Genomic DNA, 22,941 nt, shown 5'->3' with positions numbered 1-22,941 from the left:
TAAATTATGAATTTTGCAATATATAAAATTAAAAAAAGAAAAAATAAAATTAGCTAACGATACCTTCGCTAGTAATTTTAAATACACATTCTCCTTCAGGCAAATGAGGTGAATCGACTAAACGTGCAATTCTTTTACCTGCCAATCCTTTTTTAAGCCAGATTCTGTAAGTTGAAGCGTGACCTAAAACGTGACCACCGATAGCTTTTGTAGGACTTCCGAAAAATGAATCAGGTTTAGCCTGAACCTGGTTTGTAAGGAAAACTGCAACATTATATGTGTTTGCAATTTGCTGAAGTGAATGTAAATGTTGGTTTAATTTTTGCTGTCTTACAGCTAAAGACTCTCTTCCAACATATTCTGCTCTGAAGTGAGCCATTAATGAATCAACAATTACCAATCTGATATTGGCTCCGCTTTGAATAAGTTCATTGATTTTATCAACCATCAATATCTGATGAGCAGAGTTAAAAGCACGTGCAACGTGGATTCTGCTTAATACCTGTTCAACATCCAAATCAAAACCTTCAGCAATTTGTCTTACCCTTTCAGGACGGAAAGTGTTTTCGGTATCAACAAATACACATTCTCCATCAAGACCGCCGAGCTCTTCTGGCAATTGAACAGTTACAGCCAATTCATGGGAAATCTGACTTTTACCAGATCCGAATTCCCCGAATACTTCAGTAATTGATTGAGTTTCGATTCCGCCACCAATCAAATCGTTGAATTCCTGACTGCCGACAGTGATGTGACCTACATCTTTTCTTCTTTCATCGACTTCCAAAGCTGTTTCGAAATCAATGTTTTCAGCTCTACGTGCAGCTTCAATAACCTTTTCAGCAACACCTTCACCAATTTCAGCTTTAACTGATAATTCCTTTGGAGTAGCGGTAGCTAATCTCATCATATCAGCAAAACCTGCGTCTTTTAATTTTTCTGCTGTTTTTTCACCAACACCTGGTAAATCTGCTAATTCTACCATAATAATCATTCCTTTTGTTTATTTAAAAATATTTGTTTAAGATTTTCTTAGGACTAAGCCTATTTTCTTCATTATATTCATCAAAACTAACATTAGCTATAATTTCAACAGTTAAACCGTTTAAATCTTCTAATTTATCTTCAATACTGTAACCGTCTTCGATAAGACTAATGATTTCTTCTTTTTTCATTCCAATAAGCTCTTCTGCTAACTTGTCAAAGAAAGTAACCTGAATATCGCCTGTGTCATCTTCGATTCTTGTAGGAACCATAAGGAGATAATCCGGTTCGTCAAATGTGTGTCCGCAGTTGTCACAGATATATTCGTCAATTGTCTCTTCAACAGTTGATCTGCAGTTAGGACATTTTTTAAGAATTACTCTTTCAGGACTTACACTTTTTATTGTTCCGGTAACACAGACATTGGTGTCATCTTCATATAATGATTCAATGGTTTTTGGAACATAGATTGCTTCCATCAACTCATCGATTGAAGGTAATTTTTCAAGTTCCGCTTCGCTAGGTTCAAGAACTGTAGTGGCTCTGGATACATTAGCTTCAAGGCGGTTATCCATATTCAGTGCCAAACGTGGATTTTGAAGTTTGATTCCATCGCCGATTTGTCTTTCTTTAAGGGCATCCTTATCCCATAACGCCACTCTGATAGTTCCTGTATCATCAGCAATTTCAATATTTCTTACGTGGCCTGAATCGCCTGTGTCCCTGTCAAATTCACGTACTTCATTGATTTCGATTATTCTACCGATAATGATTGTGTCTTCTTCATCTTCATCAAGGTCTTCAATCTTTTTAGGATTGTAGATGGTTTTTTCCAAAGTGGACAGCTCAGGTATAAACATTGCGGAAGCCTGTTCTTCGGACAGTTTGATAACTCTTGAGTTTCCTCCAATGTTCAAGTCAACGCTCATCATTCCAAGTCTTGTTCTTGCATTTTCAATTTGGTATGCATCTCCGACAACATATTCCTCCTGGGCTCTTTCATTCCAGAAGGATAGCTGTACCTTACCTGATTCATCAGCAAACATGACTGAACGGACAATTCCTACACTTCCGTCGTCACGCTGGAATTCATTGATGTCATTTACTGAAAGGATTCTTCCGATGACGTCGATTTCTTTTCCTTCATCATCAATTTCGGCAATGCTGCCTATAGGAACAGGTCTTAACTGTTCTTTGATAGCTTCAAATTCATCCAACTCTTCGATTGTTAAATTTTCAGGGTTGATTGTTATTTGGGTATTGAAATTGGTGTTCATGGAATATCCGGTTTCGGTGTATTCGTCAAAGCGAACATCACCACCGATAATCTTTATTATATCACCTTTATTTATTGGCAATGCTGTATCATCACCCCAAACTGTGACTCTTATTGAACCGGTTGAGTCGCCAACGTCGAAGTTTCTCAATCTTCCTTCTGTGTTGTCTTTTTTTCTTAAAAATGTTTTAATGTCCTGAAGTCTGACGACAACCCCTTTGATTGAAACATCCTTCTGTTCGCTTAAATCGCCGATTTGTGAAAATTCCTGTACAATTTCAGGAACGTCATAATCGCCTTTAATTATTCTTCCATCCCAATGAGTTAAAGAAAGTTCGGCTTCGCCGTCTCTGTTTAATCTTTCACGGGCCTGTGCTGCAAGAATTTTAACGGTATCTCCATCTTCCAATTTTAATTTTTCAATTAATTCAACGTTTTTGTTCCATAAAGTGTATGTAACCTTACCGGTTGCATCCTGCAGCTCAAGGGAAGCCACTTTACCTTGCTTTCCGTTTTTCTCATAGCTTCTTATGGTTGGAATTCTGAGGATTCTTGCTATAATATTTACTTTGGTTTCAGGCTTAATATCAGCAATATCAGTGATTGTTTCTTTATATTCCGGGAACCTTGAAGCGTCGTCTTCTATATGGACAATAGTTGATCTTGGCCTTAAGGTAGCTTCCAGACCTGAAAAACCGTCTTTGATATCAGTGCCTTTGATTTCAATTACATCGCCTTCCTTGAATTTCTTTAAAAGAGGCATGTTTTGAGTCCAGAAAACACATCTCATGGTTCCGGTATTGTCCTGAAGCTCCACATTACAGACTTCACCCTCTTTACCTTTACGGGTCTTAAATGATCTTTTATTTGAAATGGATATTACTCTGCCTGAAACTGATACGTCCTTGCTGCCGTCTTCAAGGTCTTTGATAAATTTATCGGCATTTTCAGGTCTTTCGGATATTACTTCAACTTCCTCTTCCTTGTCTTCCAATTCGCTTACGACCATTTTAGCAAAGTCAACAGGTCCCATAAATGAAATTTCAGAATTGTCATCTTTAAATTGTTCCATACGCTCTAAAAATTGTTCTTCACTGACTTTATCCTCAACTTTAGAGTAAAATTCTCTTATTTCATCAGTCATTGTTAATTTTTCAGTTTCTTGAGAATCATCACTTTCCTGAATTTCAGCAATGTTTGCTTCTGGTGAAGAATCTTTTTGGGATGTTGAATTTATATCTTTAACATCAACACCATGATTTTCCAAAATCATACGTGCAAGGTCTATATCATCCATAAATCCTATATCACTGTAATTTTCGCGTAATTCTTCAATTTCAGCGTTAAACTCTTCTTCGGAAAGCTGATCTTTGATTTTTTCGTATAATTGTAAAATTTCTTCTTGCATACCAAACCCCTCATAGAAAAGTTAATTATAATTTTATCACTAAACCTTATATAAAGTATTAGAGAGAGCATTTGAAAAGTAATCGATACCCTTAATATGAAAAATATTTTTTATAAAGTTAGCCAAAGTGTGAAAATGTGAAAATGTGCAGGCAGCTAATATGCGTTAGGATTTTTCTTTAATGCTGTTTTAATCATTATAGCCAAATCCAAACCCATGTGCCAATTTTCTACGTACTCGATATCATATTCTATACGTTTATTGATTGATGTATCTCCACGGCAACCATGTATTTGAGCCCAACCGGTTATTCCCGGCCTTACCTGGTGTTTGACCATATATTTTGGAATGGTTTTCTTGAACTGGTCAACAAAGTAAGGTCTTTCAGGTCTCGGACCTACAACACTCATATCTCCTTTTAAAACATTGAAAAACTGAGGCAATTCATCAATACTAGTTCTTCTGATAAAATTCCCGACTTTTGTTTTGCGGGGATCGTCTTTTGTGGTCCATTCGGATTTTTCCTCATTCGAATCCTGAACCTTCATACTTCGAAACTTGTACATCTTAAACGGCTTACCGTTATGGCCTATCCTTTCCTGCTTGAATATGATAGGACCTCTTGATGTCAGTTTGATTGCAATTGCGGTTATCAGCATGATAGGTGATGTGATGATAATTGCAATGATTGATATTATGTAATCTGAAGTATATTTCAAAAACTTATTGAATTCATCGTCCAGCGGAACGTAACGGATGTTGATGATTGGAATATCCTCAATCATGTCAACTGAAGGCTGTGCCGGGAAATATCTGATGTAGTCCGGAATGATTTCCGCCTTGATTCCAACCCTTTCACAGCTTTCCACAAGTTCATTGATCTTATAATAATATTTCAAAGGAATCGCCAGAACGACCCTGTCAAAGTTATGGGTTTCAAGTATTTCATCCAAATCCTTAAAAGAGCCTATCACCTTACTTCCGGCTATTTCATTTCCGACATGTATTGATCTTCCCAGAAAACCGCTTACAGAAAAGCCCAGATAAGGATTTTCCTTAATCTTTCTTGCAAAGGAAAATGCAAGATCATTATCACCGACTATTAGGATATGCTTCAGGTTTCTGTTGTTTATTCTGATTTTTCTCAAAAAGCTTCTCACGACAAATCTCTCGATGATTCCGAAAAACGCTCCGATTATCGCCAAAAGGAAAAGAAGAATCCTTGAAAAATCAGGCTGATTAATGATAAACAATATAGAAACCAAAACGAAAAAAGCAACTATATTTACCTTGATAATCTGGGTTGCCTCTGAGAAAATATTCTTATAAGTTCTGCGGGGCTTATATAATCCAAAAGCAAAGTATAAAACCAGATAAGTGGGAATTACGGCAAATACTAAAAATAAAAGATAGCTGAAAAAGCCCAAATGGCCTCCAATCGGACCAAAAATTGTTGTATCAAACCTCAACCAGAATGAACAAATAAGAGCAAGCATTACGACTAAAACATCGAGCAATACCAGCACTATATTCAATAACCGTTGATTTTCCTTTATCATAGTAATTACCAAAAACTAGTTTTAATTATAATATAGGTTGATATATTATTTAACTTTTATTTTTAAATAAATTTAAAAACAGCTTTAAAACGCATAAAACGGCAATTCCAATATAAACAATGATATTTACAATAAATGAAGATTCTCCCGCATGATGTTTTTTATAATAAATATACATTGCACGGTAAAATTCATAAATCAGCTTGTTTTTTTGTTTCTTACTGCTTGAGCCCTTAAAATGAGTTATGGATGATTTGCCGTAATAGACAATCTTCCATCCGGCATTTTTTATCCTGTAGCACAAATCAATGTCTTCACCGTACATGAAAAATGTCTCGTCAAGAAAACCGACTTCATCCAACGCCTTTTTTCTCATGAACATGAACGCACCGGTAAGACAATCGATTTCATAGACCTCTCCGTCAGGCAGGTCTGTGAGGTTATAGTTGTCGTCCTTGCTTTTGGTTGGAATGTGGAACAGTCTGAAAAATGAGTTTTTCACATTCGGAAATGTCCTTTTGCAGGCCTTGTCAAGCTCACCGTCTTCAAGGCGAACCCTGCAGCCGCATGCTCCGACATCATCATGGCTTTCCATATAACTGTAAATGTCTTCAAGAGTATTTTCCCAAACGACAGTGTCTGAATTCAAAAGCAGTACATAATCGCCTTTTGCCTCTTTTAAAGCCAGGTTGTTGCCTGCTGCAAAACCCCTGTTTTCATCTGAAGCGATGAATTTCACCTTATCTGCAAAGTAATCCTTCAATCTGTCCAAACTGTCATCGCCGGATGCATTATCAACGACGATAATTTCATGGCTGAAGGGATAGGAATATTTAAAAATTGAATTGATTGTGTCCCTTGTCAGGTCAAATGTCCGATAGTTTACTATAACGACTGAAAGATTCATGCTTTACCTTTTTAAAAATTTAATGGTGTTAATAATTAATCTATACTCAATTTTTAAATAGTTTTTTGTATTTTTCGATTTGAATTCTGTTTTGGTGATTTTATCTCTGGTGGATAAACCTTCCCTGATACCTGAAAGGTAAACGGAACCAAAACCTTTTCTTAAAAAGAATATGTATTTGATTAAAAAACCTAAAAACAGGAATATGAAATTTATAATCTTTAACGGAATCGGAATGTTCTTGTATACAACCCAAACATTGTTTCTGGCAGCCAGCTTAACCTTAAACTCGTTGTGTCTGCTTCCGCTGGTTGCGCTTCCGATATGGTATACAATAGCTTTGGGACATAACAAATTGCGATATCCGCTGATTTTTGACCTTAATGCCAGATCCACATCCTCCATGTATGCAAAAAAGTTATCGTCAAACATTCCAAGCTCTTCCAATATGGATTTTTTATACAGCGCCGCACCGGCACAGCTTGAAAATATTTCCCTGACTTCATTAAACTCATCCGAGCTGTGGTTTTCACCTGTCTTTTTTGTCCATGCAAGAAGATTGTATTCATCGCCAACGTCGTCAATAAGCTGTTTGTTTTTATACTGAAGCATTTTGGCCTGAACTGAAAATACGTCTTCATGTGATGAAATCAGTTTTACCAGCTCTTTGATTGATCCTTTCTTAATTTCAGTATCATTGTTCAGTGAAAATATATAATCGTATTTTGCCTTTTTAATCCCCTGATTTACGGCAGGCGCAAAACCGAGATTTTCGCTGTTTTCAATGATTTCAACAGGAAAAGCAAATGAATTATCCTTAATGTATTCAAGACTGGCGTCACTAGATCCGTTATCAACGATGATTACCTCACCTATACACTCGCTGTCATCGTCAAGGGATTCGAAGAAAGCCTTTAAAAATCTTTCTCCATTGAAATTGGGTGTTACAACAGAAACCTTCATGTTAATCAATCGAATTTTTAAATCTAAACCAGAGTTTATAATACAGTTTTGGATTCAATAAGAACAGTCTAATTTTTATTTCAAATTTAGGCTCTCCCTCATATCTGGATAATTTAGAAAACAAATCCTTTTTCTTCATTACATACATTACGTCTTCAAAGCCGTAGCAGCTGTAAAAGAAATAGTTCATATTGCCGAAAATAGCTTTGGGAATTCTGGATTTGATGATGAGATTTGCCAGCTTGCCTTTTCCGTGAAGCCTGTAGAAATCCGCCAGATTTTCAAAAATTTCAACAACGTCAAAACGCCTGAATTCAGTTGTTCTGATAGCGGAATCTGACCTTTGAACATAATAATAGGTCACTTCATTACTTATATGTATTCTGTCACCGTAAATCAGCGCCTTAAGTGCAAATTCAGTGTCTTCGCCATAAACTACACCCGGAGTAAAGCGGATATTGTTTTCCTTAATGATGTCAGCTCTATACATCAGCTGGAAAAAATTAAATAGGATTTCCATCTTTAGCTCTTTTTTTATGAATTCGTCAGTTGAAATGAATTCAAAATTAAAGTAATTTGGATTTGAGAGCCTGCCATCATCTTTTTTTGCAAACTGAATCAGACTGAAATCCTGACCTCCTTTGTAGAGCTCAGATAAATGATTCGGAGTAACGTAATCATCCCCATCGACGAAAACCAGATACTCACCAGAGGAAACGTCAATTCCATGATTTCTTGCAACGCTGACACCGCCGTTTTCCTGATGTATTATCTTATATGAAACGCCGCAGCCATTCAATGTGGTATTGATTACCTCTAAACTGTTATCGGTTGAACCGTCATCAATGACAATTATTTCATAATCATCAAAATCCTGATTAATGACTGATTTGAGAGTGTCACCTATATATTCACCACAATTATAAACTGGAATAATTACACTAACACTATAATTTGTCATTTTAGCCCTCATAATTTAAAAGAAAATCAACAACCCTTTGAGATGATTGACCGTCAATTTCATCAAACTGTGTATTAACAAACTTGGATAATCTGTCCTTGTTGAAATCTTTATTTTTTATTATATTTATCAGTTGATTTGAATCACTGGCAATTGGTCCGGGGACGGTGGATTTGAAATCGAAATAAAATCCCCTTTCCTTTGTTAGATAGCTGTCAAAATCATAGATGAAAAACACAATAGGTTTGTCAAGAAGGGCAAATTCAATCATTATGGATGAATAGTCTGTTATTAAAATGTCGCTGATTAAAAGCAGTTCCTGCTCTGAAGGATAACCGCTGCAGTCAATATAACCTCCTTTTGATGATTTTATATCATCACCATAGAAGTTTCTGATTTTGGGATGCAGCCTTAAAGCCAAAGCGTATTCATCGCCCAGAGATTCGTTGAATTTTTCCAAATCAAGAAAGTTGAAAACATTGTTGAACTCCTCCTCATCTCTGAAAGTCGGAGCATAAAGGATAATCTTTTTGTCTTCGCTTATGCCATATTTTCTATAGAATTGGGATTTCAAACTGTCAATGTCATGGTTTTCAAAATAGTAGTCTGCACGTGGAAGGCCCAAAGGCTTAATCTTGTTTTTAGGAATTTGGAATGCCTCTGAGTAATATTCAACGATATTTTTGGATGAAACAATCAAAAAATCAGTGTTTTCACTGGCTTTTTTTAAAATATCCTTGCTTTCACTTTCGCTGGAGGCTCCAAACTTTTTAAATGCCCCCGGAGCATGCCATAGCTGAGTGACTATTGAATCATCCTTAAAGTTCATAAAAGCAATAGGAAAGAAATTGTCATTTAAAAACACGTATCTGGAAGTGGCCAATTTTTTAAAAGCCGAATAGGAAAGCTTATCCTTATAAAAAAAGTTAAATTCGAAATTTCCTCTTTTCTCAAATTCCTTTTTGATGTAATCCAGATTGCCTTTAAATGACTGTTTGGAATCAATTATAAATGTTACTTTATTTTTATCAATGGGAAAAACTTTAAACAAATTAAATAAAGCCCCATAAATCTTATGCTTTAGATAACTCATAAAAATCAAATTCAATTAGTGAAAGAAAGATAGGATTCCAGGAATAGATTCAAGCATTGCCTGAGCACCTAAAATGAATATTGCAAGTCCACCGACGAAATTGATGTATCTTGCATATTTCATGGCAATTTTTGTTCCGAATGTGCCTATTAAAAACCAGCAGATAACCGCAATCAAACTTAATATTGCTAAACCTAGGGGATTCACATGGGCATTTACACCCTGAGCAGCAAGAATTAGGTTTTCAATGTTTCCAAAGACAATCAAAACAGAAAACTGTCCAATATCAGAAGTCATCTATTCACCCCTTACGGATTGGATCATAGCCTGCAGACCTAAAACAAATATTGCAAGTCCTCCGATAAAATTAATAAAATCAACATAATCAATAAGCAGTTGTGTTCCAAAAGTTCCGATGCACAGCCACATAGTAACACATAAAAAACTTACAATTCCGAGTTTTAGCGGATTAACACCAGCGACAACTCCTTGTGAAGAAAGAACCAAGTTCTCAATATTACCAAAAATAATCAGACCAACAAAAGGTAAATATTGCTCCAACATCCAAATCACCATTTCCCCAAAATTTTCGAAAAATACCTTTCCGAAATAATAAACTTACACTAATCAATATTAAAGAATAATAATATATAAAACTATCCTTAATACTTTAAAAATTTCAAATTATATTTTGAATGAAATTATAACAAGTTTGTTAAGATAGTTGAAATTTTATAAACAAATTGATGAAAAAATAGAAAAAAAATAAATAAAGAATGAAAAATGAGAGGTAGATTTCAAGTGTAAAAATTATCTGTCCCCATACATTTTTTCATAATATTTCTGATAATCGCCGCTCTTGACCTGGTCGGTCCAGTCCTGATTGTCAAGATACCATTGGATTGTCTCTTTGATACCTTTTTCAAAAGTATATTCCGGATACCATCCTAACTCATCCTGAATTTTACTTGAATCAATGGCATAACGCCTGTCATGACCTAACCTGTCTGTTACAAATTCAATTAATGATTCAGGTTTACCTAACTCTTCCAATATCAATTTAACAATGTAAATATTTTCCTTTTCATTGTTTCCACCGATATTGTAAACCTCACCAAGATTTCCTTCATGCAAAACCAGATCAATGGCCTGGCAGTGGTCATAAACATGCAACCAGTCACGGATGTTTTTACCGTCACCGTAAATCGGCAATTTCTTATCTTCAAGAGCATTTGAAATCATGAGAGGAATCAGTTTTTCCGGAAACTGATACGGTCCGTAGTTATTGGAGCATCTGGTAATGTTGATTGGCAAACCAAATGTTTCACCATATGCCCTTGTAATTAAATCTCCGCCTGCTTTTGAAGCTGAATAAGGGCTGTTTGGCTGTAGAGGAGTGGTTTCAGTAAAATAACCTGTTTTTCCAAGAGTTCCATAGACCTCATCGGTTGAAATCTGAATGTATTTTTCAACTCCGAACTCCTTGGCGGCATTGAGAAGAATCTGTGTACCGAGGACGTTTGACTTGATGAAAATCTCCGGGTCTTCTATGCTTCTGTCAACATGGCTTTCAGCTGCAAAATTGATTACATAATCACACTGCCTAACCAAATCGTCAACAACTGACTTGTCCCTAATGTCTCCTTTAACGAATGAATAATTATCCTTATCTTCAATATCCTTCAGGTTTTCAAGGTTTCCGCAGTATGTTAAAGCGTCAAGGTTAATGATTTCGTATTCAGAGTATTTGTTAACCATATATCTGACAAAATTGCTTCCTATAAAACCTGCTCCGCCTGTAACTAAAATCTTTGTCATGCTATCACTCGTATTTGATTTGAGATTCCTTAAGGCTCTTCCATTGCTTGTCCTTATCGGATAATATTATCTCGTCAATATCATCTATAGGCCAGTCGATTGCAATGTCTTCGTCATTCCACATTATTCCGCTTTCATCTTCGCCATGGTAGAATTCTGTGCATTTGTATTGGAATTCCGCTTCATCTGATAATACAACAAATCCGTGTGCGAATTTTGGAGGAATATAGAGCTGCTTTTTGTTTTCTTCAGACAGTATTGCTCCTGCCCATTTTCCATAGGTAGGGGAGTCTGCTCTGAGATCAACTCCAACATCAAACACTTCACCTTTGATTACACGGACAAGTTTTCCCTGAGGATAGTTGACCTGAAGGTGAAGACCTCTTAAAACTCCTTTTGATGATTTTGATTGATTATCCTGAACAAATGTCAAATCATGACCTGCACTCTTAAAGTCATTTTCGTTGTAGGATTCCATAAAGTATCCTCTGTTGTCCTCAAAAACTGTAGGCTCGACAATGAACATCCCTTCGATGTCCAAATCTGTAAATTTAAATTTTCCCATAAAATCACTTTTTAACTAGATTAAATAAGTATTGTCCATAATCAGTTTTTTCAAGTTCGCGAGCTGTTTTCAAAAGCTCTTCATCATTAATGTAACCTTTAAGATAAGCTATCTCCTCAAGACAGGCAATATATAATCCTTGTCTTTTTTGAATAGTTTCTATAAAGTTAGAAGCTTCCAGAAGCCCCTCGTGAGTACCGGTATCCAGCCAGGCCATACCTCTTCCCAAGAGTTCGACTTTGAGCTTTCCACGCTTAAGGTATTCTTCATTAACGGATGTAATTTCAACTTCGCCTCTATCAGAGGGTTTAACGCTTTTTGCTATTTCAATTACATCATTATCATAAAAATAAAGACCAGGTACAATATAGTTTGATTTCGGATTATCAGGTTTTTCTTCAATAGACAAGACATTCCACTCACTGTCGAATTCGACAACACCGAAACTTTCAGGATTATTTGTGTAATAACCGAATATTACAGCACCTTCCTCAAGGCCTTTAGCCCTTTCAAGGATTTCAGTGAATCTGTGACCGTGGAATATGTTATCTCCCAAAATCAAAGCGACATTATCGCTTCCGATGAACTCTTCACCGATGATGAATGCCTCTGCAAGACCATTTGGATTTTCCTGCACTTCATATGACAGCTTTACGCCGAAACTACTGCCGTCACCCAGCAAATCCTTATACATTGGCAAGTCACGGGGAGTAGATATGATCAATATTTCCCTGATTCCAGCAAGCATCAGCACTGAAATCGGATAATAAATCATCGGCTTATCATATAAAGGCAATAGCTGTTTTGAAACCGCTTTTGTAATCGGATAAAGACGGGTTCCAGAACCGCCTGCAAGTACTATACCTTTCATAACAATCACTAAAATAAGATTTTATTTTTCATTGTTAATTAAAATAACTATAAAAATGAAAAATTTGTCTAGGCAAATGGAATTAAATCGTATATAAATACTTGTACATAATTACATACAAGGAGTATTTAAAGGCTTGTACATAATTATGTACAAGGCACTTTTTCAAATCCAAAAAAATGTGGATATTCAAGCTATATTTCAAGTAAAATATATTCTTTTTTCCAAAAATATACCAAATCTATCCCAAATAAAAATATAACACTATTAAATTAAATTTACAAACAAAAAACAAGAATTATTTAAATTTAAAAAAAAATGAAAGTTTCCGTTAAGGAAACATCTTCAATTTCAAAAAGTCATTTTCCACAGCCGCATCCTTAAAGGTATCGATAATGTCCTTATCAACGCAGCTTGCATTGACAATCTCGATTTCAAAACTTGCCTCGCACAGACAATCGTAAAGGGCATCCAGATTCTTGCCGTAATAGTCTGGAAAATCCAAAGCCTCCATCAGATAGTCATGGCCTTCCTTTTCAATTAGCTTACCGTCCAACTGCATTTTAAACCTCTTTGAAAGTTTTATAATGGTCCGGAGTATAGTAAACCTTGAAGTCACCGGAATTGTAGACTATCCTTTCGGCTCCACGGGCGGTTCCGTTTGCGTTAATGTCACATTCAATGTATTTCGCATCGCTTTCGGGAAGCACGTGCTGTCTGTTGGTGAATGTATCGCCGCCTATGCTTTTTCCGGGAGCGTATTTTTTAAGCGGTCCTCCCTGCCAGCCAAGACTTTGAGCCTCTTTTTTGGTTATGTAGTTACTTGGAAGTTTATGATACTCTTTAATATATGCTGCAACCTCATCAACAGTGCAGTATTGGCCGTCTTCAGTTACCTTAACGTCTGAATCTCCACCAAAGTTTAAAAAATCAAAAAATCCTGCACTTACGCACCCTATTGTAAACAGCGCAACTATAAGTGCAGCGACAAATACTAGCTTCTTGTTCATTTAATCAACTCAATATATTCCTTAATGGCCAGTTTGTAATCCCTTAACGGTTCAAAGCCATTGTCAATCCAGTTTTTATTTTTCAAAACAGAATAGCTTGGCCTTGGAGCCGGCCTTGAAAACTCTGATGCTGTAACCGGAACAACATTAACGTCGGCGCCTGCAATCTCGAAGATGTATTTTGCAAACTCACACCATGAGCAGCTTCCTGAATTTGTCAGATGGTAAATTCCGTAATGGTCTGTTTCGATTATCTGTGAAATTCCGTAGGCCAAATCGGGAGTGTATGTAGGTGTTCCGACCTCATCATAAACGACTGTAATTTCAGAGTGGTCTTTTGCAAGTTCAAGCATTGTTTTCGGGAAATTCTTGCCGTTTATTCCATATAGCCAGGCTGTCCTTAAAATGAAATATTTGTCAAGTATCTCCTGAATGGCCTCTTCGCCCTTAAGCTTGCTTTTGCCATAAACGCTGATAGGGCCGATTTCACCATCTTCGGCTATAGGTTCCCTTGCAGTTCCGTCAAACACATAATCGGTGCTTATGTGAACCAGAGGACAGTCCACCTGTCTGCATCCAAGTGCCAAATTCCTAACACCTTCCCCATTGACCGCATAAGCAATGTCCTGGTTTGTCTCACAGCCGTCAACATCTGTGTATGCTGCCGAATTAATGACTACATCAGGCTTGTTTTCAATGATGAAATTAATAGTATTTTCCTTATCGGTAATGTCTAACGTCTTTGATGTTGTTAAAATCAGCTCATGTTTGTCTTTTAAGACTTCCTGCAAATCATGGCCCAACATTCCGTTTGAACCTGTAATTAAAATCTTCATAATATCCCTTAAAAGTTTAATAATATGGTTTAATATATATTATATTTAATATTTAAAAGTCGGAGTTAATATTATGAAAGTATGTATTATGGGTCAAGGATATATAGGACTTCCAACAGCCGCACTGTTTTCAAGAAGCCACTGCGATGTTGTTGGAGTGGATATCAGTGAAGAGATGGTCAACAATTTAAATAAGGGAATAATCCATATCGAAGAGCCGGGAATAGCTGACATCATCAAGAAATCCGTTAGAAAAAATACATACAAAGCTTCCCTCACTCCTGAAAAGGCCGACGCTTTCATCATTACAGTTCCGACCCCATACATTATCGAAAACTACAGCTGCGATTTAAGCTATGTTCTCACAGCATGCAGGACAATCCTTCCTTATCTTGAAAAAGGAAATACCGTCATTATCGAGTCAACAATAGCTCCTATGTCAACCGACGAGACAATAAAGCCTATTTTTGAAGAGGCAGGCTTTACAATCGGAAAAGACTTATATCTTGCCCACTGTCCTGAAAGGGTTCTTCCGGGAAAAATCCTTGAGGAGCTTGTTCACAATGACCGCATCATTGGTGGAGTGACTCCCGAATGTGCTGTCAAGGCCAGTGAAGTCTACGGACAGTTTGTTGAAGGAAACCTGATGCTGACTGAAGCAAAAACTGCGGAACTTTCAAAATGTATGGAAAATACATTCAGAGACGTTAATATTGCACTTGCAAATGAGCTTGCAAAGATATGTGCTGAAATTGGTGTTAATGCCCTTGACGTGATAAAAATGGCTAACAAACACCCAAGAGTCAATCTGCACTCTCCGGGACCTGGAGTCGGCGGACATTGCCTTGCAATTGATCCCTACTTCATCTATGCAAAGGCCCCTGAAACAGCAAAAATCATCAAGCTTGCCCGTGATACAAACAACTCAATGCCTGCGTTTGTATGCGAATATGTAAGAAAAATCATTCCTGAAGGCAAAATAGCCGTTTTGGGAGTTTCATATAAAGGAAATACCGGCGATGACAGGGAAAGTCCTGCCTATGAAATAATAGCTGAACTTGAAGGTGACGGCTATGAAATAGCTATTCATGACCCTCACATAGAAAGGGATGATTTCGTAAGCTTTGCAGATGCAATCGACGGTGCTGACTTGATACTTATTTTATGTGACCACAGAGAATTCAAACATCCGGACTACGAACTTATCAGTAAAAAAATGGCCCATCCGGTTATTTTTGATACCAAGGACATAATCCATAGGGTTCCGGACGGAGTAATACTTTATAACTATGGTAACTTATATACGATTTAAAAATTAAAAAAAGAGAGCAGTTTATTCACCGAAACTTACTCTTTCGAATTTTTCCAATGCCTTAAGTGATTTGGTAGCATCGACACCTATTTTTGTAGTTGTTCCGTCGCTTTCAGCTACAGGATCAAGTGATGAACCTCTTACATTAGGAACAATCATGATGTCTCTGTCACCTTTAACGCGTGTTGATATTGCATATTCAACATCTTCAGCGTCGAATACATTAACGTCTGTGTCTACAACAACACAATGCTTAAGTGACGGGTGAGCAGATAATGCCGCCATTATGGCATTTTTTCCGTCCCCTTCAGTTTGTTTTCTGATTGATACGACAGCGTGCAGCCAGCAGCATCCGCCTTCAGTCAAGACAACGTTTTCAACTGTAGGAACCGCATTTTTAACAGCCTTGAATATTCTTGGCTCCTGAGGAAGACCTTGAAGCAACTTGTGTTCAAATCCTGCAGGAATTATTGCATGATAAACCGCATCCTTTTTGATGTGCATGGTTTCAAGATTTATGATAGGCTGGTCACGGATAATATCATAAGTATCTGTTAAATCAACGAAAGGACCTTCGGCAACTGTTTCTGTTACTGATATTTTACCTTCAAGAATTATATCTGCCTGAGGAACGTTCAAATCGCCGCATTTAATAAGTTCAAGATTGCCTCCTTTAAAGGCATTTGCCACATCCATCTCATCATAGTCAATAGGAATTGAAGTTGTGCTTGCAAGAAGTATTGCAGGATCCATTCCGATAGCTATTGCGATTTCCAAATCCTTGCCTAACTTCTCAGCCCTCTGGAAATAGGTATAGAGGTTTCTTGGAACAATCCTAATAACCAGTCTCTTGTTGTCAAGAACCATCATCCTGTGAATTGATGCGTTCTGAATGCCTGTTTCGGGATCTCTTGCAAAAACAACACCTGCAGTAATGTAGGCACCGCCGTCACGCTTATAATGAGTTAAAATAGGAATTTTATCCAAATCAACTTCACTGGTCTCATAATCTGCAAAATCAGTGAACTTATCTACCTTTATCGGCTTTTCCATAGCTTCAATGATTTTTTCTGTGATTTCAGACACTTCACAGTTGATGGATTTTGCTATCTTATCACGTGTATTGCAGATTCCGGATATTACCGGCATGTCAAATCCTTTCACGTTTTTAACAATAACAGTGTCTTTCGGATATTGTCTCAATACCTTTGCAACTTCAAATTCATCTGAAAGCTCTTCTGTTATCTCAATTATATTGTTATCATCAATTTTCATATTATCCCTTATAAATTAATTTTCTTATCTTTCAATTTGTCCAGCAGCTCGGTAATTTCAGGATTTGAAATTGCAAAAATTTCTCCTGCAAGTACGGCAGCGTTCTTACCGTTATTGATTCCGACAGTTGCAACAGGAACTCCAGGAGGCATGCTAACTGTTGTAAGCATATAGTCGTCCCCATTTTCATTGGTGCATGGAACGCCTATGACCGGCCTGTCTGTAAGGCCCACTATTCCGCCTGTAACCTGTGATGAGTTGGAACTGATTCCAATGAATATCTTTGCATTTTTCATGCATTTAACATAATTTGTAAACTTTTTGGTAGACCTGATTGGGCACACTACCTTTGTATCGTGGGAAATTTTAAGCCTGTCAAGGATTACAGTCAATTTTTTGGCTGTCGGCAGGTCAGTCTGCCTTCCGACGATGATTGCCACTTCAGCATCAATGTTTTTGCATGACACTTCCGCATCTTCCTCAACATTTACCCCATTAATTTCAAGATTCTTGATTCTCAAGAAATCATTTTGAATGTATGGCCTGTCAATCTTTTGTACAATTTCCTCATTGCTGTTGTAAACCTTTTTGGCATATGTCCAACGCAAATCTATGATTCTTTGACGTAATTCTTCATCATGAAGAGCTATAAATTGAGCGGCAAGTATTGCTGCATTATCTCCCCTGTCTATTCCAACGGTTGCAATAGGTGAAGGATAAGGCATCTGTACAACGGACTGCAGTGCGTCAATACCACCAGTCTTGACATCTACAGGAACTCCGATTACCGGTCTTGGAGTGTAAGCTGCAATAGCGCCCGGAAGGTGTGCCGCAAGCCCGGCAATACCAATGAACACTTCAATTCCAGCATCACTACCTTGAGATACAATTTCACGAACTAAATTGGGAGTTCTATGCGCTGATGCGATTTTTAAGCTGTATGGTATTTCAAGTTTGTCTAAAACATCCATTGCCTTTTCTGCAATAGCCATATCTGAACCGCTTCCAAGAATTATCATTATCTTTGGTGTCATTAAATCCCTTCTAAAATAAATTATTTAATCATTATATAATATTGATTTTAAAATATTTAAATTATCATAGACAACTGAATTCTGTTTCTGGACAAATCAACATCAAGAACTTTAACGTCCACGATTTCACCCACACTTACAATATCTAGAGGATGCTTTACATATTGGTTTTCAACCAGCTGGGATATATGGACCAGTCCGTCCTGGTGAACTCCAATATCGACAAAAGCACCAAAATCTACGATATTTCTGACTGTTCCCTGCATTATCATACCGATTTCCAAATCCTCAATTGACAATACATTCTTTCTAAGTACCGGTTTAGGCATGTCTTCACGAGGGTCACGGCCCGGCTTTTTAAGTTGCCCAATAATGTCCTTTAGAGTTTCAATACCTATGTCCAGTTCCTCTGAAATGGCATTCAAATCAAGATTGTCAAGCCTCAAATCTGATGAGCCTATATCACTGACCGTGTAGTTCAGCCTGTCTAAAAGCTTTAATGTTGCATCGTATGATTCCGGATGGATTGTGGTATTGTCTAGAGGATAATCCGGATTGATAATCTTTACAAATCCTGCGCATTGCTCAAAAGTCTTTTTTCCGAGTTTTTTAACGTTGAGCAGTTCCTGCCTGTTTGAAAAGCTTCCGTTTTCATCCCTATACTCGACTATGTTTTGAGCAGTTATCTTTCCTATTCCGGAAACGTGATTTAGGAGACTGTATGACGCTGTATTTAAATCAACTCCCACTTCATTTACCACTTTTTCCACAACGCCGTTGAGTGACTCTGAAAGCTGCTTTTGATTCATGTCATGCTGATACTGACCGACTCCAATGGATTTCGGATCTATTTTAACAAGTTCGGCCAAAGGATCCTGAAGCCTTCTTGCTATGGAAACCGCACTTCTTTCACCTTCGCTGAAATCAGGAAATTCCTCATCGGCCAGTTTGGAAGCTGAATAGACCGATGCGCCGGCCTCATTGACGATTATGTATTCGACATTTGTTCCCTTGATGATTTTAGCCACGATTTCCTCGGATTCCCTTGAGGCGGTTCCGTTTCCAATAGCTATGACATTGATGCCGTATTCGTCAATAAGTTCACGAACAGTGTCTATGGATTCTTTAACTCTGTTTTGCGGTTCGGTCGGATAGATTAAGGCTGTCTCAAGAACCTTTCCTGTCTCATCGATTATTGCCAGTTTGCATCCTGTTCTGAATGCCGGGTCCCATCCGAGGATTATCTTTCCCGAAAGAGGTGACTCCATGAGAACCTGATTTAAATTCCGGGCAAATACCTCAATTGACTTTTCCTCGGCTTTCTCGGTTAAATAGTTTCTAAGCTCCCTTTCAACAGCCGGCGCAATCAGCCTCTTATATGAATCGGCGATTGACTCCTTTATTATAGGAGTTGTGAAGCGATTGTATTCAATTTTTTCAGGGATTTTGGAGATGTTTTTTAGGGTATGCCTTGAGAGATATCTTATTATCTCATCTCCGTCGCATGTGATTTTGGCTCTGATTACCCCTTCCTTTTCTGCCCTGTTGATTGCAAGGATTCTGTGGGGTGGAATTCTTTTAACGTCTTCTGTGTAATTATAATATGTTTCATATTCATTTGAAATATCCTTATCCTTGACTTTTGTTTCGATTTTACCTGTAAAGAAGGTATTTTTCCTGATTTTTCCCCTAAAGTCAGAATTGTCTGAGATGACTTCGGCGATTATATCCTGAGCGCCCTGAATAGCTTCAGCGGGTGTTTTTACCTCATCGTTAATGTATGATTCGGCAATTTCTTCTATTGGTTTTTTAGCTTCCTGGGCAAGGATAATATCTGCAAGAGGCTGCAGGCCCTTTTCACGTGCCTTTGTTGCCCGGGTCTGCTTTTTGGCTTTAAAGGGACGGTATAAATCTTCAAGCTCCACTAAAGTTGAGGCGTTTAAAATCCTTTTTTTCAAATCATCATCCAGGCTTTCAAGCTCGTCTATTCTTTTGATGACTTTCTGCTTTTTATCTTCTAGGTTTCTTAGATATTTCAGCCTTTCATCGAATTTTCTTAAGGTTTCATCATTAAGAGAGCCTGTTACGTCTTTTCTATAACGTGCAATGAACGGTATTGTGTTTCCATCGTCAATTAGATTGATTACTTTTTTCACCTGCCAGTCGGCCAGATTCAGTTCATGTCCAAGTGTTTTTGCTATCATTGAAATTTCATCCTGTTTCTAAATACAATTCATTATTGACGGTGAAATAATTTAAAATTTTGTATTTTCGAAAAAAAAGCATAAAAAGACAATACTATTTATATTATTAAAGCAACAAATTTATGAATATATTAAAATAATAACGGTGAATTTAGTGTACTGGTTTATTGTAATTCTTGCATTTTTGCTTGCAAGCATAAAATCTGAAAAGCCTAAAAAATACCAAAAGGTTTCAGTGATTATACCTGCATACAACGAGGAAGACACTGTCGGTAAAGTTGTCGAAGTGGTGAAAAAGGTATCGTTTGTAGATGAAATCATCGTTGTAAACGACGGGTCTAAAGACAATACCGAAGCTGAAGCGGCAAAGGCAGGAGCAATCGTAATAAACCATGAAACCAACAAAGGAAAAGGTGAAGCTTTAAATACTGGTTTTAAGGAAGCTGAATGTGACATTATAGCTTTTATTGATGCTGATATTTACAACCTAACCTCCAAAAAGGTTGAGGCTATGATCAGACCTATCCTTGAAGGCAAGGCCGAAATTACAAAAACCAAATTCGCACGTGAAAGCGGTCGTGTAACTGAGCTTACCGCAAAGCCGCTTTTGAACTTTTTCTTCCCTGAAATCTCATTTGAACAGCCGTTAAGCGGTCAGTTTGCCGCACGTAAAGAAATACTGAAAAAGATTCATTTTGAAATGGACTATGGTGTCGATGTAGGTATTGTTATTGACGCTGACGTTTTAGGAATTTCCATTATGGAAGTGGACATCGGTGCAATTCAACATGACATGTCTCCTCTTGCCGATTTAAACATTATGGCAAATGAAGTGGTTAGAACAATTATAAACCGTGCAAACAAGTACGGCCGGGTTACAATGATTGACGATATCGGTTATTATATCAGAATGGCTATTGTCGGACTGTCATTGGTGATTCTTGGTCTGTTTACAATATTCTTTGTTAAATTCGTACCACTGATACTTGCAGTTATAATCAGCCTTATTGGTATAGTCATTGCCCTATTTTACATGATTAAAGTTGTCGTGCAATCAATTTCCATGTTTAGAAAGACACCTAAAAGAAACCTGATTAAATCATTTATCAAAATTCACTTTCCGATGATCATATCCATAATCATACTGCTTTTGATGATTTCAACATTTATCGGCGCTGCCCATTTTGAAAATGGTGTCATCTCCGTCGAGCCGAACTCAAGAAACCTGATTATATATGCCGATGACTCACCGAGAGAAAATTCAATTACTGCAAGAGGGCCGTTTACAATGGATACCGCAATCGAAAACGAATCCGACCAAATCCGGATGCCTACAGATGCAATGATAACGCTCGGAATCAAGACAAATGACACAATGGTAATTGACGGCGTTACCTATACCATCAGCGAGCCAAGACCGGGTGACCAGGACATCATAAGGCTGCCGCTTGAAGCGAAAAAAGAACTGAATGTTGAGACAGGATCCGTTATCCAGAACAGCCGTTTGAAAGAAATATTTGAAGGCGTCGGTGTGCTGCACCACTATGACAGTGAAAATGTAACCACAATCGAGAAATTTACAATATCCTCAAGAGACAAGGACGGATGCAACTTTGAAGTGTTCGTTGACAATGAGTCTGTGGCAACATCATTTGGAATATTCAGAGACGGCTCCACATACGACATTACAGTCAATGACGAAGTAGTAAAATCCGTAACTTACTCCAACAAGACCTTCAGCGACAGCGAGTTTAGCTATAACGGTCATGACATTAACATTACATTTGTGGATAGAAACAACACTTCCATAAAGCAGTTCGTTAAATCACAGCAAGGCAATTTCCTGAATTTATATATTTAGAAATGGAATTATACTCCATTTAGTAAAAAAATAGTAAAAAATCTAAGAAATATTTCTTAGATTATTTTTTGTCATAAGCTTTTACGGCCTCTTCAACATCATCATAAAGACCTAAAGCTGCCAAAGCTCCTACTTTTCCCTGTTCGCCTGTAACAGCTATTAAAGGAATATTCAATTCTTTTGCAACGCTTTCTGCAGTTTCAACATCCATCATTCCGGATTTAGTGGCAATGGAATATTCCCTTAATTTTTCCGGAATATCCAAACCTTCCAAAATAGCTATGGCTGTTTTATCGGATAGGGTATCTCTTTTAAGAATTTCAATGACCCTGTCAATCAAATCCTGTTTTTTGGATTGCTCAACTGCAAATGTCAATGCAATGGAAACGCAATTTTGAGTCTTGTGCGGATTGTGCGGATATAGCTGAACGATAATATGGTCAAGATATTCAAATCCTTCGCCTGCAAGTTCAACTCCAAGGTTATGGGCCATTGTCCATGTTGCACCGGCATCCTTAGTGTCGGTATCATCAACACCGATTACTACCTTTTCAAGCTTTGGTGTTACTACTGTTGCCTTTCCGGCTTTTGAGCCGCCGCCAACCTCAATTAGCTCAACATATTTGACGCCTTCACCCATTCCTCTGCACATTCCTGCTCCAACGCCTGCTCCTGCAAGACCTGCATGGGTTACCTTAACCTCATCGCCGTCAACGACAATCTCATCTATTCCTGCGGCATTGAAACTGGCCTTCAAATCAAGAGGAGCGCTGCCGACATGACATGAGTAAACATGCTTGTTTCCGTCACGGTAAGCTGAATCTATTAACTCGGAATTGTTTCTGTACTGGTTCAAAAGCCAGTGAGAGCCTGAAATGCATGGGTGATATTCGACTATTTCCACCTTATCCCCATCCACCATGGTGAGAACTTTCTTGTATGGTGCTATCCAGGGATCTTGAAACTTCTTCCTTAATTCGTTTGGTTTTAGGATTTCCATCGAA

21 protein-coding genes are annotated in these 22,941 nt (G+C 37.6%); 2 read left to right on the top strand and 19 right to left on the bottom strand.

Annotation, left to right across the window (positions count from 1 at the left end; translation table 11 throughout):
* Positions 1-49: 49 nt before the first annotated feature.
* From radA to rfbD, 15 genes are all read right to left on the bottom strand, one after another.
* Complete coding sequence (radA, locus tag IJL02_RS10795) at positions 50-985, bottom strand: DNA repair and recombination protein RadA (RefSeq protein ID WP_292816278.1); 936 nt, start codon at positions 983-985, stop codon at positions 50-52.
* Positions 986-1,007: 22 nt separating this feature from the next.
* Entirely contained in the window at positions 1,008-3,668 is a 2,661-nt protein-coding gene (locus tag IJL02_RS10790; RefSeq protein WP_292816276.1) for an OB-fold nucleic acid binding domain-containing protein, read from the bottom strand.
* Between the two features lie 155 nt (positions 3,669-3,823).
* On the bottom strand, positions 3,824-5,227 hold the full coding sequence (locus tag IJL02_RS10785) for an undecaprenyl-phosphate glucose phosphotransferase (protein WP_292816274.1): 1,404 nt from the start codon (positions 5,225-5,227) through the stop codon (positions 3,824-3,826).
* A 49-nt stretch (positions 5,228-5,276) separates the two neighbouring features.
* A complete protein-coding gene (locus tag IJL02_RS10780) occupies positions 5,277-6,134 on the bottom strand; it encodes a glycosyltransferase family 2 protein (RefSeq protein WP_292816272.1) in 858 nt (285 codons plus the stop codon).
* A 3-nt stretch (positions 6,135-6,137) separates the two neighbouring features.
* Positions 6,138-7,097, bottom strand: coding sequence for a glycosyltransferase family 2 protein (locus tag IJL02_RS10775; protein WP_292816270.1), 960 nt, complete (start codon positions 7,095-7,097; stop codon positions 6,138-6,140).
* A 1-nt stretch (position 7,098) separates the two neighbouring features.
* Complete coding sequence (locus IJL02_RS10770; RefSeq protein ID WP_292816268.1) at positions 7,099-8,058, bottom strand: glycosyltransferase family A protein; 960 nt, start codon at positions 8,056-8,058, stop codon at positions 7,099-7,101.
* 1 nt (position 8,059) lies between these two features.
* On the bottom strand, positions 8,060-9,109 hold the full coding sequence (locus tag IJL02_RS10765; RefSeq protein ID WP_292816265.1) for a CDP-glycerol glycerophosphotransferase family protein: 1,050 nt from the start codon (positions 9,107-9,109) through the stop codon (positions 8,060-8,062).
* A 57-nt stretch (positions 9,110-9,166) separates the two neighbouring features.
* A complete protein-coding gene (locus tag IJL02_RS10760; RefSeq protein WP_292816263.1) occupies positions 9,167-9,448 on the bottom strand; it encodes a hypothetical protein in 282 nt (93 codons plus the stop codon).
* On the bottom strand, positions 9,449-9,715 hold the full coding sequence (locus IJL02_RS10755; protein WP_292816260.1) for a hypothetical protein: 267 nt from the start codon (positions 9,713-9,715) through the stop codon (positions 9,449-9,451).
* A gap of 246 nt (positions 9,716-9,961) precedes the next feature.
* A complete protein-coding gene (rfbB, locus tag IJL02_RS10750; protein ID WP_292816258.1) occupies positions 9,962-10,969 on the bottom strand; it encodes a dTDP-glucose 4,6-dehydratase in 1,008 nt (335 codons plus the stop codon).
* A 4-nt stretch (positions 10,970-10,973) separates the two neighbouring features.
* Entirely contained in the window at positions 10,974-11,534 is a 561-nt protein-coding gene (rfbC, locus tag IJL02_RS10745; RefSeq protein ID WP_292816254.1) for a dTDP-4-dehydrorhamnose 3,5-epimerase, read from the bottom strand.
* A gap of 4 nt (positions 11,535-11,538) precedes the next feature.
* On the bottom strand, positions 11,539-12,405 hold the full coding sequence (rfbA, locus tag IJL02_RS10740) for a glucose-1-phosphate thymidylyltransferase RfbA (protein ID WP_292816252.1): 867 nt from the start codon (positions 12,403-12,405) through the stop codon (positions 11,539-11,541).
* 331 nt (positions 12,406-12,736) lie between these two features.
* Positions 12,737-12,967 (bottom strand): barstar family protein, encoded by a 231-nt coding sequence (locus tag IJL02_RS10735; RefSeq protein ID WP_292816250.1) that lies wholly within the window; start codon positions 12,965-12,967, stop codon positions 12,737-12,739.
* 1 nt (position 12,968) lies between these two features.
* Positions 12,969-13,415, bottom strand: a complete 447-nt coding sequence (locus IJL02_RS10730; protein ID WP_292816248.1) for a ribonuclease domain-containing protein — start codon at positions 13,413-13,415, stop codon at positions 12,969-12,971.
* A complete protein-coding gene (gene rfbD / locus IJL02_RS10725) occupies positions 13,412-14,251 on the bottom strand; it encodes a dTDP-4-dehydrorhamnose reductase (RefSeq protein ID WP_292816246.1) in 840 nt (279 codons plus the stop codon). Before rfbD ends, IJL02_RS10730 begins: the two co-directional genes overlap by 4 nt.
* 73 nt (positions 14,252-14,324) lie before the next feature.
* On the opposite strand from rfbD, the gene IJL02_RS10720 reads away from it, so the two are divergent.
* Positions 14,325-15,563 carry a nucleotide sugar dehydrogenase gene (locus IJL02_RS10720; protein WP_292816244.1) on the top strand — a complete coding sequence of 413 codons (1,239 nt, stop codon included), beginning with the start codon at positions 14,325-14,327 and terminating at the stop codon, positions 15,561-15,563.
* Positions 15,564-15,584: 21 nt separating this feature from the next.
* Here the strand turns inward: IJL02_RS10720 and IJL02_RS10715 are convergent, their stop codons facing one another.
* The 3 genes from IJL02_RS10715 to IJL02_RS10705 are packed head-to-tail and all read right to left on the bottom strand — an operon-like array spanning position 15,585 to position 20,076.
* The gene (locus IJL02_RS10715) at positions 15,585-16,838 is read right to left on the bottom strand and encodes a UbiD family decarboxylase (RefSeq protein WP_292816242.1); all 1,254 of its coding nucleotides are present in this window, start codon (positions 16,836-16,838) and stop codon (positions 15,585-15,587) included.
* Between the two features lie 8 nt (positions 16,839-16,846).
* On the bottom strand, positions 16,847-17,872 hold the full coding sequence (gene purE, locus IJL02_RS10710; protein ID WP_292816239.1) for a 5-(carboxyamino)imidazole ribonucleotide mutase: 1,026 nt from the start codon (positions 17,870-17,872) through the stop codon (positions 16,847-16,849).
* Between the two features lie 56 nt (positions 17,873-17,928).
* Complete coding sequence (locus IJL02_RS10705) at positions 17,929-20,076, bottom strand: Tex family protein (protein WP_292816237.1); 2,148 nt, start codon at positions 20,074-20,076, stop codon at positions 17,929-17,931.
* A 154-nt stretch (positions 20,077-20,230) separates the two neighbouring features.
* Between IJL02_RS10705 and IJL02_RS10700 the strand changes: the two genes are divergently transcribed.
* Entirely contained in the window at positions 20,231-21,937 is a 1,707-nt protein-coding gene (locus IJL02_RS10700) for a glycosyltransferase (protein ID WP_292816235.1), read from the top strand.
* Positions 21,938-21,998: 61 nt separating this feature from the next.
* Here IJL02_RS10700 and mmp11 read toward each other — a convergent pair whose 3' ends face one another.
* Positions 21,999-22,937: a methanogenesis marker protein 11 gene (gene mmp11, locus IJL02_RS10695; RefSeq protein ID WP_292816233.1), complete on the bottom strand. Its 939-nt coding sequence runs from the start codon at positions 22,935-22,937 to the stop codon at positions 21,999-22,001.
* Between the last annotated feature and the right edge of the window lie 4 nt (positions 22,938-22,941).

The organism is Methanobrevibacter sp., assembly GCF_017427765.1.
Taxonomy (GTDB): domain Archaea; phylum Methanobacteriota; class Methanobacteria; order Methanobacteriales; family Methanobacteriaceae; genus Methanocatella.
The sequence above is the reverse complement of the archived record's forward strand: the minus strand, read 5'-3'. Positions and strand labels throughout refer to the sequence as shown.

What these genes read in the sequence shown, in the direction of transcription:
- radA (WP_292816278.1), bottom strand. Translation starts at nt 985, where the DNA reads ATGGTAGAATTAGCAGATTTACCAGGTGTTGGTGAAAAAACAGCAGAA.
- IJL02_RS10790 (WP_292816276.1), bottom strand. Translation starts at nt 3,668, where the DNA reads ATGCAAGAAGAAATTTTACAATTATACGAAAAAATCAAAGATCAGCTT.
- IJL02_RS10785 (WP_292816274.1), bottom strand. Translation starts at nt 5,227, where the DNA reads ATGATAAAGGAAAATCAACGGTTATTGAATATAGTGCTGGTATTGCTC.
- IJL02_RS10780 (WP_292816272.1), bottom strand. Translation starts at nt 6,134, where the DNA reads ATGAATCTTTCAGTCGTTATAGTAAACTATCGGACATTTGACCTGACA.
- IJL02_RS10775 (WP_292816270.1), bottom strand. Translation starts at nt 7,097, where the DNA reads ATGAAGGTTTCTGTTGTAACACCCAATTTCAATGGAGAAAGATTTTTA.
- IJL02_RS10770 (WP_292816268.1), bottom strand. Translation starts at nt 8,058, where the DNA reads ATGACAAATTATAGTGTTAGTGTAATTATTCCAGTTTATAATTGTGGT.
- IJL02_RS10760 (WP_292816263.1), bottom strand. Translation starts at nt 9,448, where the DNA reads ATGACTTCTGATATTGGACAGTTTTCTGTTTTGATTGTCTTTGGAAAC.
- IJL02_RS10755 (WP_292816260.1), bottom strand. Translation starts at nt 9,715, where the DNA reads ATGTTGGAGCAATATTTACCTTTTGTTGGTCTGATTATTTTTGGTAAT.
- rfbB (WP_292816258.1), bottom strand. Translation starts at nt 10,969, where the DNA reads ATGACAAAGATTTTAGTTACAGGCGGAGCAGGTTTTATAGGAAGCAAT.
- rfbC (WP_292816254.1), bottom strand. Translation starts at nt 11,534, where the DNA reads ATGGGAAAATTTAAATTTACAGATTTGGACATCGAAGGGATGTTCATT.
- rfbA (WP_292816252.1), bottom strand. Translation starts at nt 12,405, where the DNA reads ATGAAAGGTATAGTACTTGCAGGCGGTTCTGGAACCCGTCTTTATCCG.
- IJL02_RS10735 (WP_292816250.1), bottom strand. Translation starts at nt 12,967, where the DNA reads ATGCAGTTGGACGGTAAGCTAATTGAAAAGGAAGGCCATGACTATCTG.
- IJL02_RS10730 (WP_292816248.1), bottom strand. Translation starts at nt 13,415, where the DNA reads ATGAACAAGAAGCTAGTATTTGTCGCTGCACTTATAGTTGCGCTGTTT.
- rfbD (WP_292816246.1), bottom strand. Translation starts at nt 14,251, where the DNA reads ATGAAGATTTTAATTACAGGTTCAAACGGAATGTTGGGCCATGATTTG.
- IJL02_RS10720 (WP_292816244.1), top strand. Translation starts at nt 14,325, where the DNA reads ATGAAAGTATGTATTATGGGTCAAGGATATATAGGACTTCCAACAGCC.
- IJL02_RS10715 (WP_292816242.1), bottom strand. Translation starts at nt 16,838, where the DNA reads ATGAAAATTGATGATAACAATATAATTGAGATAACAGAAGAGCTTTCA.
- purE (WP_292816239.1), bottom strand. Translation starts at nt 17,872, where the DNA reads ATGACACCAAAGATAATGATAATTCTTGGAAGCGGTTCAGATATGGCT.
- IJL02_RS10705 (WP_292816237.1), bottom strand. Translation starts at nt 20,076, where the DNA reads ATGATAGCAAAAACACTTGGACATGAACTGAATCTGGCCGACTGGCAG.
- mmp11 (WP_292816233.1), bottom strand. Translation starts at nt 22,937, where the DNA reads ATGGAAATCCTAAAACCAAACGAATTAAGGAAGAAGTTTCAAGATCCC.